The following is a 14,080-nucleotide window of genomic DNA, read 5'->3' as shown; positions in this document are numbered from 1 at the left end:
TTTTTCTGATACTGCCACGTTCAGATTCTAGTTGCTGATAAAGTTTGTCTGATCGCATTAATAACGACATAATAGTAGTTGGTTATTTACCTTAACAGCATGGGATGAAAGATTGTTTTGCATGCCAGAGAAGCGGCGAAGTCAAACTTACCAAACGAGATTTCCGTTTGTCCTCCAGCTTCGCCTCAATTAATAATCTCTCCGTTGTTGGCGGCCAATTTTTGGCGCCATTGCTGTAGCTGTTCAGGCGTTTGCCTTAACCATTCACTTACTTCGCCAACTATTTTAAGTGGTTCTTTAGTACAATAAGAACGGGTCGGGTTACCCGGAAACTTTTTGTTAGTAACATTAGGGTCATCCTCAAAACTGCCCATAGGTTCAACAATATAAACACGTTCCGGGGCGTCATCTTTGGCCAAAGCAGCTGCGAGACCTGCGCCATTTACCAAAGCCGTAAAATAAATATGGTTCATAATGAGATCCGATTGGTAATTGGATGAATATCCGGCAGTCAGCAGATCACCTACCTTCAGGTCTGCTCTGGTGCCGTGATAAAAAGGTCCACCATCAGCGGGCTGACTAACAGATGCCAATGCCATGGCCTGATGATGCTTTGACCGTTCAATGTCGCCCAGTGCCTGGTAACAATCGGCGATGTTCAGGTACAGCGACGGAAAGGCGGCCCTGACTGCTTCATCATCCACACTGGAGGCCAGTTCCAATGCAATTTCATACCATTTTAACTTGTCGGCATTTTTTAACTGCCTCCTGGCAACGAACCAGGCGGCAATAAACCTTTCAAAGTCGTTTGTCGCTTCGCTCCAGGCCTTAAGAAATAGCTGGACCGCCGCTTCAAAATTACCTGTTTCTTCATTCTGCATGCCCTGCATACAAAGCTGAATAATGTGATTATGCGGATTGAATTCCATACTTACATGCTCGAAAATATTGATCTTTCTCCAAAAATAGCTACCAAATCCGTTAAAAGATCAGGATTTGAGGTATAATTTTCCAGGCGCACTACAGCTTCGATTCCGGCGTTATTATTACAAAAGATCACGGTTAATCAGATAATCAGCATTGAAATAATGATGATTCTGCAAAGACTAACCAACTCTCAAACAATTCATCAAATGATATAATTAAAAAAGCCTGCCAGTTGATACTTGGCAGGCTTTTCATTAACAACGAGCCACTGATTCTACCGTAAAAAACCGCTTTAACGAAGTGTTTACTGATCATTTTTCCAGGCCGCAAAAGAAGCTTGTAATTCCTCTTCGGTTTCAGGTAGCTGAATTTTGAGTGAATCGTTAACCCTTGCCTGAACGCTTTCTACAAAAGGTTTGAAACCATTATTATATTTAACGAAAGCAGTTTGATGATCCTGGTTGTGATGTAATTCTTTCGCCAACATGCTTGCGCCCTGCATAGCCAGACTGGTGCCCATTCCCGTAAAAAAACTTGGGGCATAGGCGGCATCACCGATCAGACCTACCCGACCTTTTGTCCATGAGGGCATTTTGATTTGACAGGCCTCATCGAAATAAAGGTCATCGGCAGCCAGCATGGCATCTAAAATTTCCGGAAGTTTCCAGTGTTCATTCCCGCCGAAATAATCTTTCAGGATCTGCTTTGGCCGGTCGCGGTCACGGTAGTCCCAATTTAATTGCGGTGCCCGGAACACCAGAATAGCATTTGCAGCCGCTTTAAACTGGAAGATGACCGCCTGTTTTCCCAGCTCGCGATATACAATACCAGTGGATTTTGGCCGTCCCGTCTGGATATGGTCAGCTGCTGCAAATGCAAAATACACACCCAAAAACTTTTTAAAGTCATCTTCCGGACCAAAAACAAGTTTTCGCACCATAGAATGCGTACCGTCAGCACCAAACACCAGATCGTAAATTTTATCGTCACCCTTTTCAAAGGATACTTTTACGTGATCATCTTGCTGGACCAATGCAGTTATGCTGTTGCTGAACATGATATTTACTTCGTTTTTAGGAATAACGTTGTAAATAATCTCAACCAGATCACCACGGTGAATCTCGATATCGCCCAGGTATTCTGGCAAGGTATTAATGGCAAAGTGTACCAATGTTTTTCCTTCGGCGTCAACGATTTCGTCCGTATGAACAAATTCATTGGCTTTGATTTGGTCGTAAATGCCCATTTCCCGGGCGATATCCAAAGCGGCACCACGTACATCTATTGGTGAACCGCCTGTTCTCAGATCTTTCCCTAATTCCACTACCGTAACTTCGTAATCAAATTTATTTAGCCAATAGGCCAGCGTTAAGCCCGCAAAGCTGGCACCCGATATCAACACCTGTTTTTTCATCTCTTTTTTAAAATTAATTTTTATGTAGCTTTTTATTCACCACAAAACTAATCGTATCTTTACGAGTAAAATAATCGATAAACTATCATTTTTAGTCGAAAAAGATGAGCGATAAAAAAAATGAATATGTTGACAGCGATATGCAGCAGTTCGCCAACAAGCTCGGATTGGTCGTGGAAAATGTACTGCAGAATTTTGAGGTCACCTCATTCAAAGGAATAACTTTTCTGCCTGACATGGCAATGCACTTCGGATCATTTGTTGTGAAAGAAGATTTTACCCGTGTAACCGGCCAGTCTGATCTGGTTGAAGGTATCGGAATTATATTTCATGATATCCTTGAAAACCATGGGAACAACGAAACGGAGAATCGTAAAAAGAATAACACCACGGAGCCTCCTTACGTACGCATCTTTCCGTATACGATCAGCCAAACGTTACAATTTAAAAAGAACACCCAGGTATCACATGTTTCCATTAGCATCAGTGCCCAATTTTTGAAGGATTTTTTAAAGGAAGAGGCTGATTACTTTGACTATTTGTTTGATCGTGCTAACAGTTTTTGGATAGAAGAACTGATGACAGATGATATTTTACGAACAGTTAATGATATATCAAAAAAAGAGGAACCCGCCAACCTGAAAAGCTTTTATTATAAAATGAAGGCAATGGAGTTGCTATTTTATCTGTTTGAAAGTTTAAAGAAACGGGAAAGTGCTGAACATCTGAAATTAAATGCAAAAGAAATAAAGGCGGTTTACCATGTAAGGGACAAAATTGTATCTTCCTTGAGCAGCTTTAATACGATATCTGAATTAAAACAGACTGCCGGCATGAACGAATTTAAACTCCGCAGAATATTTAAGCAGGTATTTGGAATGGGTATTTATGATTATTACCAACACCTCCGGATGAAAGAAGCCGCACGTCTTTTGCGCGAAGAGAAACTTTCGGTTTCTGAAGCCGGGTATGCAATGGGTTTTGAAAACCTTGGCCACTTTACCAGGGTATTTGAAAAGCACATCGGCAAGAAGCCTAAAAAATATGTTCAGAATATTCAACAAAATTAACATACAGGAGATTTCGGCCTGAATTATTATTACAAGATCCTAATTTTAATCATTAAATGCTAATCTACAGCAGAAAGTGGCAGGGATATTGCTTTTAAAACACGTTCAAAAATTAATTAGCCACGGAAACACAGAAATCACGGAGTAGATTAAAATTTTTCCGTGTTTTTCGTGCTTCCGTGGCAAACATAAACGCTTAGGCATGCGCAAAAAGAGCTAGAACTAACAGAGAAAAGTTAAAAGCGATTTCCCTGCAGAAAGTGGCTGACTGACCAGAAGAAAAACATGGAAATTCAAAAAGCTGAACGACCAGTGCAACCAGATGACGGCGGGAAAATGATTTTCTAACTTTGTAACATGTACGAGAAATTAATTAAACTTCTATCTGCAGATATAACATCAGACGATACGGCCTTATGCAGGCGATACTTTGAACCTGTACTTTTCACAAAAGGCCACATCCTTGAAAAAGAGGGAAAAGTTCCAGCTTACCTATACTTTGTGGTATCTGGCTTTCTACGACTTTTCCACTACGATGAACACGGGGAAGAAGTTACCACCCATATCAACTGCCCACCCGGTTTTATTACTTCTTACTTCCACTTTACCGATCAGACTAAATCAAGCGAAAACCTCGAATGCATTACGGACTGCGAATTGTTGAGGATTACCAAAAGGAACCTGGATACACTAACACAACAAAGCATGTTGTTCAAGGATTTCAGCATATCGGTTTTTCAAAAATCACTTGCTTATAACAACAACCGCTCAAAAGAACTGGCAACCCTAAGTGCCGAAGAACGCTATCAGAAATTGATGCAAGACTATCCGTATATTTTACAGAATGTCCCTTTGCAGTATATTGCCTCCTTTCTTGGAATGAACCCCAAAAGCCTGAGCAGGATTCGAAAAAAATTCATTAGGTAACATTTGCGAACCGGATTTGAAAAAACCATGCCGAATTTTGTGCTATCATTTCAAATACTAAAAGATGGCAAAAAAGAATTTAGCATTGGTTACCGGCGCAAACGGTCACCTGGGCAATAACCTGGTCAGATTACTGATCGAAAAGGGCATTCCCGTACGCGCTTCAGTCCGCAATATCGAAAATAAAGAAGCATTTAAAGGATTAGCATGCGAAGTAGTGCAGGCTGACATTACCAACAAACAGTCATTGATCAATGCATTGCAGGATGTGGAAACATTTTATGCTGTAGGCGCAATGTTTAAGCTATGGGCCAAAAACCCGAAAAAAGATATCTACGATGTAAACCTTTTTGGGACAAAAAATATGGTTGAAGCAGCCGCCGAAGCAGGTGTAAAGCGGATTGTGTATGTAAGTTCGATTGCGGCGTTGGATTATGCCACACTTCCGGCAAAAGAAAGCAATGGTTACAATCCAGACCGCAGGGATCTGTACTACAACTCAAAAAATGACGGCGAAAAACTGGCGTTTGAGCTGGCTAAAAAACATCATATCGAATTGGTTGCTGTGTTACCTTCTGCAATGATAGGCAGCGAAGCATTTGAGCCACTAAATGTTTCCTACAACATCATCAGCCTCATCCTGAAAAAAGAAATCCCAGTTGAAACCAATATTACCCTGAATTGGGTTGATGTAAAAGATGTAGCCGAAGGCTGCTACCTTGCCGCTACAAAAGGCAGGAATGGCGAACGGTATATTCTGGCAAACGAAAAATGCATGTCGATAAAGGAAACTACCAAAATTGCCCAGGAACTTTTCCCGGAACTGCAAATCAAATTACCGGCAGCTGTTCCAAAACCCATACTTTTTATCATTTCATGGCTGATGGAAATTGGAAGTAAGCTAACCGGAAAAACACCTTTGCTTACCACCAAAGACATTGCCATGTTTTCCGGACTTCAGCAAGATTTTGATATTTCCAAAGCCAGGACAGCATTAGGTTTCAACCCTAAAAAGCCGGTACACGCTGTGAAAGAGGCTATGTACTATTTGTACGACCGACAAAAAATTCCAGCTAATTACGCTTAATGCGTGTTCCGGGTCGGTTGAAATGGCCAACACGATAAGCAATTGACAATAAACAATTTATGCTTTTAACCGATGTCGATTCATATTTCTCAGAAATATACTCATGAGTTCTTAATTTTGTATCAAAGCCCTTTTAAAGTTATCTTCCTATCTAGCAAACATAACATGCAGTTAAATGTTCTTAACATTAAAATTACGGTTTGAAAATACTACTCACCGGGGCAACCGGATATATTGCTCAGCGATTGCTTCCAGTTCTTTTAGAACAGGGTCATACTGTTTTTTGCCTGGTTAGAAATGCAGCACGCTTCGACCAGAACAAATTTAGCCGTCATGCTAAGATCACTGTTATCGAAGCTGACCTCATGAAACCTGAAAGTTTGCGATCACTTCCAACAGATATCGATGCAGCTTACTACCTTGTCCATTCAATGAGCGGAAACAAAGACTTTAGCGATAGTGAGGCAAAGTCTGCCCGAAACTTTTCAAAGGCGATTAGCGAAACTTCGGCAAAGCAAATTATATTCCTGAGCGGAATTGTAAACAGCACTGAACTTTCAAAACACCTGGCCTCACGCAAAAAAGTGGAACAATTGCTGGGCGAAAGCAAAGTACCCCTCACCACATTGAGGGCCGGAATAATTGTGGGTTCTGGCAGTGCATCATTTGAAATTATACGAGATTTAGTAGAAAAGTTGCCGGTTATGGTTGCACCTAAGTGGTTACATACCAAATGCCAGCCAATTGCCATCCGTAACGTAATAGAATTCCTTTTCAAAGTGCTGCTAAAAGAATTCACCTTTGGTAAACATTATGATATTTATGGCCCCGATATATTAAGCTACAAAGAGATGCTCTTACAGTTTGCAGCCGTTAGGAAACTGCAAAGACGCATCTTCATTGTACCGGTTATGACACCCAGGCTCTCCTCTTACTGGCTGTATTTCGTCACGTCAACCTCTTATAGTCTTGCCCGGAACCTTGTAGACAGCATGCATATAGATGTAGTGGCCGATCCCAATCATTTAGCAGATGAACTCGACATCAAATTGATTCCATATAAGCAAGCTATTGAACTGGCCTTCCAGAAGATCGAGCAAAATATGGTGCTCTCAAGCTGGTACGATGCAATGGGAAAAACCTATTCGAAAGAGATGATCAAAAAGCTGCTCGCAGTGCCAAAAAATGGCGTGTTTGTAGATCGAAAATCAGCTCATACCAAAGACCGGAAATTAGCTACAGCAAGAATATTTGCCATTGGCGGACGATCGGGATGGTACTATGCAAATTGGCTCTGGAACTTCAGGGGTTTCCTGGATAAATTATTTGGTGGCGTGGGACTCAACCGTGGAAGAAAAAATCCAACAGCCATCAGTACAGGTGAACGGCTGGATTTCTGGAGGGTAATTTATTCCAATACCGAGGAAAGCCGCTTATTGTTATATGCTGAAATGAAATTACCGGGTGAAGCCTGGCTGGAGTTTAAAATAGTGGATGATTGTGTTTATCAAACAGCTACTTTCAGGCCACTTGGGTTAGCCGGTCGATTGTATTGGTACGCCGTGCTACCTTTCCATTATTTTATTTTTAATGGCATGATCAAAAAAATTGTCTCTTAAACCTGTATGAAAGGCGTAAAAAAACAGCATCTTCCCGAAAAAAACTGTCCGGTTTGTAACCGCCCCTTCATGTGGCGCGCCAAATGGGCAAAAAACTGGGACGAGGTAATCTATTGCAGTCAAAAATGCAGGCGCTCAAAAAATGCAGTCAAACCGGAGTAAATCCATTTCCGCTTTGTGCATGTCAAAACATTTGCGCTTTGCATTTGTTGGGCTTATTTAAAATGACTATTATGAAAAAAACATATAGAAATACACTTTTGTTCGCCACATTGGCCATCCTGGCAGCAGTCTATACCAGTTGTAAGGTTTCAATTCCAAATGGAGCAACAGCGGTTAAGCCATTTGATCAGGATAAATACCTGGGTATCTGGTACGAAATTGCCAGAATGGATTTTAAATTTGAAAAAAACCTGAAGAGTGTAACCGCAACCTATTCAAAAAATGACGATGGCTCTATCAAGGTAGACAATAAAGGGTATGATATGGTTAAAAAGAAATGGAAGCAGAGCATCGGAAAAGCCAAATTTGTGAAAGGTAATGACGAAGCCCGGTTAAAAGTTTCATTTTTTGGCCCTTTCTATGCTGGTTATAATGTAATTGAAATTGATAAGGACTACCAGTATGCCCTTATCGCCGGAAATAACTTGGACTATCTTTGGATACTATCCCGAACAAAACAAATTCCTGACGGGGTAAAAGCAAATTATTTAAAAAAAGCAAAGGATCTTGGCTACCAGACAAATGACCTGGTGTGGACTATACAAGATTAGGACGGAAAAAGCTAAAATGTTAAGATCAAACAGCCGGTACATCCCGTCAGACCAGGTTAAATCACTTTTAACGCGATTGAATTCCCAGCTGCCTAGTGAGGCGGTTTCTTACGATTTCTGTAGCAACCGATAGGCTTTATGCGTTCTTCTTCAGCTTTGAGCCTTTCACCGAAAATAATCTACAGGCTGTCTCTCCTTTCCTGTAATTCTCTGGTACACTTTTTTACGTCGGTTTCCAGCTGAGTACGAGACTTTTTATCGGCCATAAATTCAAGAGGCTGCCTCAGAAAATGACTTTGGAGATTTTTGGCAGAATAATATTTTTAAAGGGCGTCATTACCATGAAAACGGGAGCCACGAGTGCTCAGCGAAGCTAATCTTAATGAGATGGAACGGCACTAGTAGTCCATACAAAAGCATTAAGATGCCCATCCGATAGCGATCGGATCAAGCTGAGCATGACGACATCGCCAAATTTAATTCTATTGCTATTATTGAATCTCTCATTTTGAGACAGGCTCGTATAGATCTGTACAAATTATGTCAACGTTGTTCAATAAAAACAAACTCGAGTCAAGATCATTTTCCCGCGAAACAGGCGATGACGCGATCAGGCTTAGTTCAATATAGCTGTTAAAAACTACTGCTTAACCGCATATCACATTACCCGTTCAGGTGTTTACCACAGGGAAAAAACGTAATTAACACCTAAACTTTTATAAAAGCGCTTAGGTTTTATAAACAGGAGATAGCAAAACAAGTATGATGGGAACGGGAAATCATCTCAACATTTCGAATTGTCATTACATAACGTCGCTAAAAATTTTAGCCGTTAAAACAGTCAACATAAATACATGAAAACAAAATATAACTATAGCGGCCCGGAAATCATAAATGCCGGTAAAACGCCTTTAAGAAAACCTACAGAAGATATTGTTACCGGTGCAGGTAACCAGGATCAGCTGGACGGGCTTGAAGAAAATGCGGCCCGAAAATTTTTAAAAAATAAGAAAATCGGCACATCACCTGATATTGGCCGTGAGCCAAAAAATGGCGGGACTGAAAAATACACTCCGGCTTATACCTATGCCTGGAAGCTTGGATAAACTTACCATTTCATTTATACAAAACCTGAAAATATGCTAGCAATGAACTACCGGGGCCCATACAGGGTCAGAACCGAACAGCGCCCAATGCCAGAAATCTTGCATCCGGAAGATGCGATTGTAAGGGTAACCCGTACCTGTATCTGCGGATCCGACCTACATCTCTACCACGGGATGGTACCCGATACCAGGGTTGGCTCAACCTTCGGACATGAATTTATCGGTATTATAGAAGAGATTGGACCATTGGTAACTAATGTAAAAATTGGAGATCAGGTATTAGTACCATTTAATATCGCCTGTGGCAGGTGTAACTTTTGCAAACAGGGTCTTTATGGAAACTGTCATGAATCCAACTCTATGGCTACTGCAGTTGGAGGTATTTTTGGATATTCACATACTGCCGGTGGCTTTAACGGCGGACAGGCGGAGTATGTGCGTGTTCCATATGCCAATGTAGGTCCCACCGTAATCCCACCCGATATGGACCCTGACGATGCCGTTTTGCTAACCGATGTTGTACCTACCGGATACCAGGCTGCAGAGATGGGCGGAATTAAAGAAGGAGATACTGTAGTTGTTTTTGGCGCCGGACCAATCGGGATTATGGCAGCTAGATGTGCCTGGTTTTTTGGTGCATCCCGGGTAATTGTAATCGATCACATCGACTATAGATTGGAATTTGCCAGAAATTATGCAAAATGTGAAGCCTACAACTTTAAATCAATGGAAGATCCGGTGGTATTTCTGAAAAAAATTACCGACTGGTATGGTGCTGATGTTTGCATAGACTGCGTAGGCTGTGAAGCGGAAGGAAATGCCCTCCAAACTTTTACCGGTAAAATAACACTGATGCAGGCCGGTGCGGCAACTGCTCTTCAATGGGCCATCAACTCAGTAAAAAAAGGAGGAATTGTTTCGGTAGTGGGTGTTTATGGCCCGCCGTTCAATTACGTACCCATTGGCAATGTACTCAACAAAGGGATTACCCTGCGGGCCAACCAGGCATCGGTAAAACGATTACTACCAAAACTAATAGAACATGTACAGGCCGGAAGGCTTAATCCTAAAGGACTTATTACACATAAAGTCCCATTGGAAGAAATATCAGATGCCTACCACATATTCTCAGCTAAGCTTGATGAATGTATCAAGGTGGTACTTATCCCATCCACTAAATCTTAAAACATGGAAACCAAAAACTTTGATTATAAAAATATTCCCGGCTGGGGCCTGGATATCGATGAGCGGAATGAACCTACCTATCCGATGAAAAATTACACCGGTGATGACCACAAACGTTCAGACTATGAAAAACCTCCGAAGCAGCCAGTTGATGTAGAGATCCTGAAATCTACAGAACGCCCTGAAGTAAGTGCGGTATTTGGAAATGCATCGCCTCCGTCAGGCCTAAGTGGTATGATACGCCGTTATGCTTTCAAACATAGCGAAGATCGCTACCGGCACTGGATACCATTGATTCTTGCCGACCGTATAAATGCCTGGGAAGGAATTATAGATGACTTCAGAAGCGGCATTATACCCAATATACCTGCCGAACGCGGATGGAAGTCGGAAATGAAGTACAACCGTGCGGAATTGACTAAAAAGATCCTGGTGACAGGTGTAATCAGTTTGTTCTTACTAAGTTATCTAACCCGAAAGAAAAAATAGAATCTTCGGCAGCCAGGTGTGTGATGCATCGTCCACATTTGGCTTGCCAAAACCATTGGTAGGCTGCAATAGAATGATCGTCATTCTCGCACTTGAAGCAATCTTAATGTTTGTTGTAAGATTCTCAATCAAGTTGGGAATGACGATCTTTCCAAAGATATACTTCAGGAAATAATATTTTTATTTCTGCCTACCTTAAAAAGGTGGCTGCCCTGCCATTGATGATGAGGACAGCAATAATGGATATCCCCCATTGATACGGTTAGGTATTCCCACCTGCGTTACCGGCCAGATCGCCGCTTACATCTTCCTTGTCATCAATTTCGCCTGTCAGGCCACGTTGTACATCATTATCATCTGCTTTTTCCTCTTCATTGGGACTAACATCTGATTGATGATCATTCTTTTGGTTCTCATCCTCGTTTGGATCTACGTTTGTGTTCATCATAACTTTTTAATTAGAGAACATCATTAAAATGAGTTTAGTTTTGTAATGAGAGACTCTGAAGCCTGCAGGTATTCAAAATTTTCAACGAGTGTTTATAAACCTAAGGTTAGACGGATAATAAAACCTTAACAATTTAAATAAATATGCTCCCTGTCATTTAAAATGCAATAAATTTTAGTTTCGTTAATCGCAATAAAGCCGACAAAATAAACATAACCGTTACCGTCATAAATACCTAAATGAAATTGTCTTAACACTATTACGTAAATTAATGGTAAATTAGATTAAAATTAATCAGTCATATGCCCAAAATTCTTGTAGTAGATGATGATCCTGGCAATGCGGAAGTGATGCAGATGGTACTGGAAAGTGCAGGTTTTCAGGTGAAGCGCATTTGCCAGTCGATACAACTTGAGCCATCAATGACCAGCTTCTGCCCCGATCTGGTTTTAATGGATATCCTTTTGGATGCAAACGACGGACGGGATATTTGTAATAATCTTAAAGCAGATCGCAGTACCAGTCACATTCCTGTAATGTTGATTACCGCTATGCTGGAATCACAGGTAACTAATATCGCATGCGACGCGGACGACATTATGTTTAAACCTTTTGACTATGCCGCTCTGGTTAATAAAGTTAAAAACGTATTGCTCAAAGCAGCAACAACTTAGGCGAAATAAGATATAGACGGCCAGCTGTTATTTAATAGCTTTGATGACGGGTTTATCTTCAGCCATTGTATCATCAAGATGGAAAAAATTAGCAACATCACTGTGCTGGTCGGCATTTAACGGACTAAAGCCCATCGACCAGGCTGGAAAACTCCGTTTATGCCAGAACCCTGAACCGAGCAGAAGGATACTCCTGTAGCATTCATCGGAGCATATACTACTGTACATAGCCAAAACCTGCGCTTTTTCACCTTCCAGAAACTGGATAAACCGCCCTTCGGTTTTGGTAATAAATTTCCCTTCCATATAGAGTAGCAGTCCTGTCATTTCAAGCGCAGTGTTATTACGGCGTGACTGCTGCAATAGCAATAAAAGGTCCTCATCGCTCATGAGTCGTGAAGCTATGCTGGTATACACCAAATAATAGATTCCTTTAGACATAATGATAGGGTTAGCTTACAAGTTAACAAAAGTAATGATGGAATTTTCTGTTTTACAAGCTAAAGTTGTAGGAAATTCGACTTCAATCCGTATTGCTGCCAAAGGTAAGCTAACCAGGATTTATCAGAAATTTAGCTATGCTAAAGTTTCTCTTTAAAAGGCTGAATCCGGCAATATAATCCATTTATAATCAAACCAATATCTTCGATTTAGATTACTTTATTTCTTTAGGATCATTATCTGAGGTAGAATTTGGCATATTTCCAGCCTCACCAGGATTACCCTTTTCAGGGTCCGCTCTCGCCTCTTCAGCACCGTAATCACCTTCGCCCATTTCGCGGCCAAGCATACCTGCACCATCTTTCACTTTCTCTAATTCACTGCTGTCATTGCTACGGTGGCGGGGAACCTGGTTATCGGGCATATTTGAGTTTTCTGCGGTCTGATCTGCTTTCGGATCCGCAAGATTTTTATTTTTGTGTTCTTCTTCCATAATGAGTATAATTATTTATCACATAACAGGTAAATAGTCTGTGATGTTTTCAGTTAACGGTAAAAATCATTTTCATAGATCTGATACAACATCAAAAACCAGCAAGTTTATCTCGATCCGGCCATAAGCCAAAACTTTTGATCGAATAGGGCAGTTCTATATATATCCAACTTATGGTGAAGGAGATAAAGTTGATTAGGAGAAACCCTGATCAATGATTTCCTGAAACATAGCGGAGTAAAAATAATTAAGCATATCAATTAAATATTTTCGCATACGATCATAAGCACTTTAAGTTATATCAACTGTAATTAATATGAACAAATTAAAAATAATCCTTGCGGAGGATCATAATCTGGTAAGGAATGGGATTAAAATGTTACTTGAATCGCAGGCTGATATTGAAGTGATTGCCGAAGCCGACGATGGTAAACAGGTATTAAAACACATTGAATCAGGCGTGATTCCAGACATTGTTCTTGCTGACATCAATATGCCTGAAATGGATGGCATCAGCTTGATAAAAGCCATGAAATTAACCCATCCAGATGTTAAAGTAGTGATCCTTTCTATGCTGGACCATGAAAAATATGTGATGCAGGCATTTATGGGAGGAAGCTATGGCTATCTTTTGAAAAATGTGAACGAAAGCGAAATGCTTTTTGCCCTCAAAACCGTGGCCGGCGGAGCGAAATACCTCTGTGTAGAATTAACGGAAACACTGCTTAACAGGTTTATCAAAGAAACTTCCTCCCAACCAGAACAGGAAGAAATGCAGGTAGATCTCTCCATGAGGGAGATTGAAGTGTTGCATCTGGTGGCAGAAGGCTATACCAACCAGGAGATGGCAGACAAGTTATTCTTAAGTAAACGCACAATTGAAGGACACCGCCAGATGCTGATTGATAAAACGGGTTCAAAAAATACTGCGTCACTGATCCGTTTCGCAGTCGTAAATGGCTACTTGAATTAGTGGTTAAATCGCAGTTTATTAGAAATCTGGACGATATATAAAATTGAAGCTAATCACAAGAGCGTTGGGGCATCATATAGTGAATGGTCAATCCTAAGAAATAATGTATCGTGCAAAAACCGATAGGATCGACAGATAAATTTTATCAGCTAATATCCCTTGAGAGATCGTAATAGCGACCGCACTAGTGGATTCTGCCAATGGCAAGGTAATTTCTTGTAAAATCCATCTGGGTAAGGTTTCCGCGCCTGCACATTCTTACATCGACGCGCCGGGAATGGCCTCTATATATTTCTATACCATTTATACGGCCTAACCGTGCGGCTTATACTCCCTGAAGTTGTTGTTTATACCCGTTATTTCAACATCTATGCAATGTCTAAAACCAAAAAAAAATAAAGGAGTTCTGTTAGGTAATAAACGTTTACTGACAGAATATTTTTCATACAGGTTA

Annotated in this window: 16 protein-coding genes; 11 read left to right on the top strand and 5 right to left on the bottom strand. The window is 40.8% G+C overall.

Features of this window, described 5'->3' with window-relative positions:
• Window positions 1–185: 185 nt before the first annotated feature.
• Both arr and ACFE6N_RS17305 read right to left on the bottom strand, forming a co-directional pair.
• Window positions 186–599 carry an NAD(+)--rifampin ADP-ribosyltransferase gene (arr, locus tag ACFE6N_RS17310; RefSeq protein ID WP_378938553.1) on the bottom strand — a complete coding sequence of 138 codons (414 nt, stop codon included), beginning with the start codon at window positions 597–599 and terminating at the stop codon, window positions 186–188.
• A 632-nt stretch (window positions 600–1,231) separates the two neighbouring features.
• Complete coding sequence (locus ACFE6N_RS17305; RefSeq protein WP_378938476.1) at window positions 1,232–2,341, bottom strand: FAD-dependent monooxygenase; 1,110 nt, start codon at window positions 2,339–2,341, stop codon at window positions 1,232–1,234.
• A 104-nt stretch (window positions 2,342–2,445) separates the two neighbouring features.
• Between ACFE6N_RS17305 and ACFE6N_RS17300 the strand changes: the two genes are divergently transcribed.
• The 9 genes from ACFE6N_RS17300 (at window position 2,446) to ACFE6N_RS17260 (ending at window position 10,597) form a co-directional block, all read left to right on the top strand.
• Window positions 2,446–3,411, top strand: coding sequence for a helix-turn-helix domain-containing protein (locus ACFE6N_RS17300; protein WP_378938474.1), 966 nt, complete (start codon window positions 2,446–2,448; stop codon window positions 3,409–3,411).
• Window positions 3,412–3,768: 357 nt separating this feature from the next.
• Window positions 3,769–4,338 carry a Crp/Fnr family transcriptional regulator gene (locus ACFE6N_RS17295; protein ID WP_378938472.1) on the top strand — a complete coding sequence of 190 codons (570 nt, stop codon included), beginning with the start codon at window positions 3,769–3,771 and terminating at the stop codon, window positions 4,336–4,338.
• Window positions 4,339–4,402: 64 nt separating this feature from the next.
• The gene (locus tag ACFE6N_RS17290; protein ID WP_378938470.1) at window positions 4,403–5,425 is read left to right on the top strand and encodes an NAD-dependent epimerase/dehydratase family protein; all 1,023 of its coding nucleotides are present in this window, start codon (window positions 4,403–4,405) and stop codon (window positions 5,423–5,425) included.
• A 200-nt stretch (window positions 5,426–5,625) separates the two neighbouring features.
• Window positions 5,626–7,044, top strand: coding sequence for an SDR family oxidoreductase (locus ACFE6N_RS17285; protein ID WP_378938468.1), 1,419 nt, complete (start codon window positions 5,626–5,628; stop codon window positions 7,042–7,044).
• 6 nt (window positions 7,045–7,050) lie between these two features.
• A complete protein-coding gene (locus ACFE6N_RS17280; protein WP_090980104.1) occupies window positions 7,051–7,206 on the top strand; it encodes a DUF2256 domain-containing protein in 156 nt (51 codons plus the stop codon).
• Window positions 7,207–7,277: 71 nt separating this feature from the next.
• Window positions 7,278–7,817 (top strand): lipocalin family protein, encoded by a 540-nt coding sequence (locus tag ACFE6N_RS17275; protein ID WP_378938466.1) that lies wholly within the window; start codon window positions 7,278–7,280, stop codon window positions 7,815–7,817.
• Window positions 7,818–8,671: 854 nt separating this feature from the next.
• The gene (locus ACFE6N_RS17270; RefSeq protein WP_378938464.1) at window positions 8,672–8,923 is read left to right on the top strand and encodes a hypothetical protein; all 252 of its coding nucleotides are present in this window, start codon (window positions 8,672–8,674) and stop codon (window positions 8,921–8,923) included.
• Between the two features lie 87 nt (window positions 8,924–9,010).
• On the top strand, window positions 9,011–10,108 hold the full coding sequence (locus ACFE6N_RS17265; RefSeq protein ID WP_378938462.1) for a zinc-dependent alcohol dehydrogenase: 1,098 nt from the start codon (window positions 9,011–9,013) through the stop codon (window positions 10,106–10,108).
• Between the two features lie 3 nt (window positions 10,109–10,111).
• On the top strand, window positions 10,112–10,597 hold the full coding sequence (locus ACFE6N_RS17260; RefSeq protein WP_378938460.1) for a hypothetical protein: 486 nt from the start codon (window positions 10,112–10,114) through the stop codon (window positions 10,595–10,597).
• 262 nt (window positions 10,598–10,859) lie between these two features.
• Here ACFE6N_RS17260 and ACFE6N_RS17255 read toward each other — a convergent pair whose 3' ends face one another.
• Window positions 10,860–11,045, bottom strand: coding sequence for a hypothetical protein (locus ACFE6N_RS17255; protein ID WP_378938458.1), 186 nt, complete (start codon window positions 11,043–11,045; stop codon window positions 10,860–10,862).
• Between the two features lie 302 nt (window positions 11,046–11,347).
• On the opposite strand from ACFE6N_RS17255, the gene ACFE6N_RS17250 reads away from it, so the two are divergent.
• On the top strand, window positions 11,348–11,719 hold the full coding sequence (locus tag ACFE6N_RS17250; protein WP_378938456.1) for a PleD family two-component system response regulator: 372 nt from the start codon (window positions 11,348–11,350) through the stop codon (window positions 11,717–11,719).
• A gap of 27 nt (window positions 11,720–11,746) precedes the next feature.
• Here the strand turns inward: ACFE6N_RS17250 and ACFE6N_RS17245 are convergent, their stop codons facing one another.
• Together ACFE6N_RS17245 and ACFE6N_RS17240 are read right to left on the bottom strand one after the other, a co-directional pair.
• Window positions 11,747–12,160, bottom strand: coding sequence for a BLUF domain-containing protein (locus tag ACFE6N_RS17245; protein WP_378938454.1), 414 nt, complete (start codon window positions 12,158–12,160; stop codon window positions 11,747–11,749).
• Between the two features lie 214 nt (window positions 12,161–12,374).
• Window positions 12,375–12,653: a hypothetical protein gene (locus ACFE6N_RS17240; protein ID WP_378938452.1), complete on the bottom strand. Its 279-nt coding sequence runs from the start codon at window positions 12,651–12,653 to the stop codon at window positions 12,375–12,377.
• A 316-nt stretch (window positions 12,654–12,969) separates the two neighbouring features.
• Between ACFE6N_RS17240 and ACFE6N_RS17235 the strand changes: the two genes are divergently transcribed.
• Entirely contained in the window at window positions 12,970–13,626 is a 657-nt protein-coding gene (locus ACFE6N_RS17235) for a response regulator (RefSeq protein ID WP_378938450.1), read from the top strand.
• The last annotated feature ends 454 nt before the right edge of the window (window positions 13,627–14,080 follow it).

This window comes from Pedobacter sp. BG31, assembly GCF_042464845.1.
Classification (GTDB): Bacteria; Bacteroidota; Bacteroidia; order Sphingobacteriales; family Sphingobacteriaceae; genus Pedobacter; species Pedobacter suwonensis.
This window is presented reverse-complemented; position numbering and strand designations above follow the sequence as displayed.

Coding starts and splice junctions, on each gene's coding strand:
- ACFE6N_RS17300 (WP_378938474.1), top strand. CDS start 2,446: ATGAGCGATAAAAAAAATGAATATGTTGACAGCGATATGCAGCAGTTC.
- ACFE6N_RS17240 (WP_378938452.1), bottom strand. CDS start 12,653: ATGGAAGAAGAACACAAAAATAAAAATCTTGCGGATCCGAAAGCAGAT.
- ACFE6N_RS17260 (WP_378938460.1), top strand. CDS start 10,112: ATGGAAACCAAAAACTTTGATTATAAAAATATTCCCGGCTGGGGCCTG.
- ACFE6N_RS17265 (WP_378938462.1), top strand. CDS start 9,011: ATGCCAGAAATCTTGCATCCGGAAGATGCGATTGTAAGGGTAACCCGT.
- arr (WP_378938553.1), bottom strand. CDS start 599: ATGGCATTGGCATCTGTTAGTCAGCCCGCTGATGGTGGACCTTTTTAT.
- ACFE6N_RS17235 (WP_378938450.1), top strand. CDS start 12,970: ATGAACAAATTAAAAATAATCCTTGCGGAGGATCATAATCTGGTAAGG.
- ACFE6N_RS17255 (WP_378938458.1), bottom strand. CDS start 11,045: ATGATGAACACAAACGTAGATCCAAACGAGGATGAGAACCAAAAGAAT.
- ACFE6N_RS17245 (WP_378938454.1), bottom strand. CDS start 12,160: ATGTCTAAAGGAATCTATTATTTGGTGTATACCAGCATAGCTTCACGA.
- ACFE6N_RS17295 (WP_378938472.1), top strand. CDS start 3,769: ATGTACGAGAAATTAATTAAACTTCTATCTGCAGATATAACATCAGAC.
- ACFE6N_RS17280 (WP_090980104.1), top strand. CDS start 7,051: ATGAAAGGCGTAAAAAAACAGCATCTTCCCGAAAAAAACTGTCCGGTT.
- ACFE6N_RS17305 (WP_378938476.1), bottom strand. CDS start 2,341: ATGAAAAAACAGGTGTTGATATCGGGTGCCAGCTTTGCGGGCTTAACG.
- ACFE6N_RS17270 (WP_378938464.1), top strand. CDS start 8,672: ATGAAAACAAAATATAACTATAGCGGCCCGGAAATCATAAATGCCGGT.
- ACFE6N_RS17250 (WP_378938456.1), top strand. CDS start 11,348: ATGCCCAAAATTCTTGTAGTAGATGATGATCCTGGCAATGCGGAAGTG.
- ACFE6N_RS17290 (WP_378938470.1), top strand. CDS start 4,403: ATGGCAAAAAAGAATTTAGCATTGGTTACCGGCGCAAACGGTCACCTG.
- ACFE6N_RS17275 (WP_378938466.1), top strand. CDS start 7,278: ATGAAAAAAACATATAGAAATACACTTTTGTTCGCCACATTGGCCATC.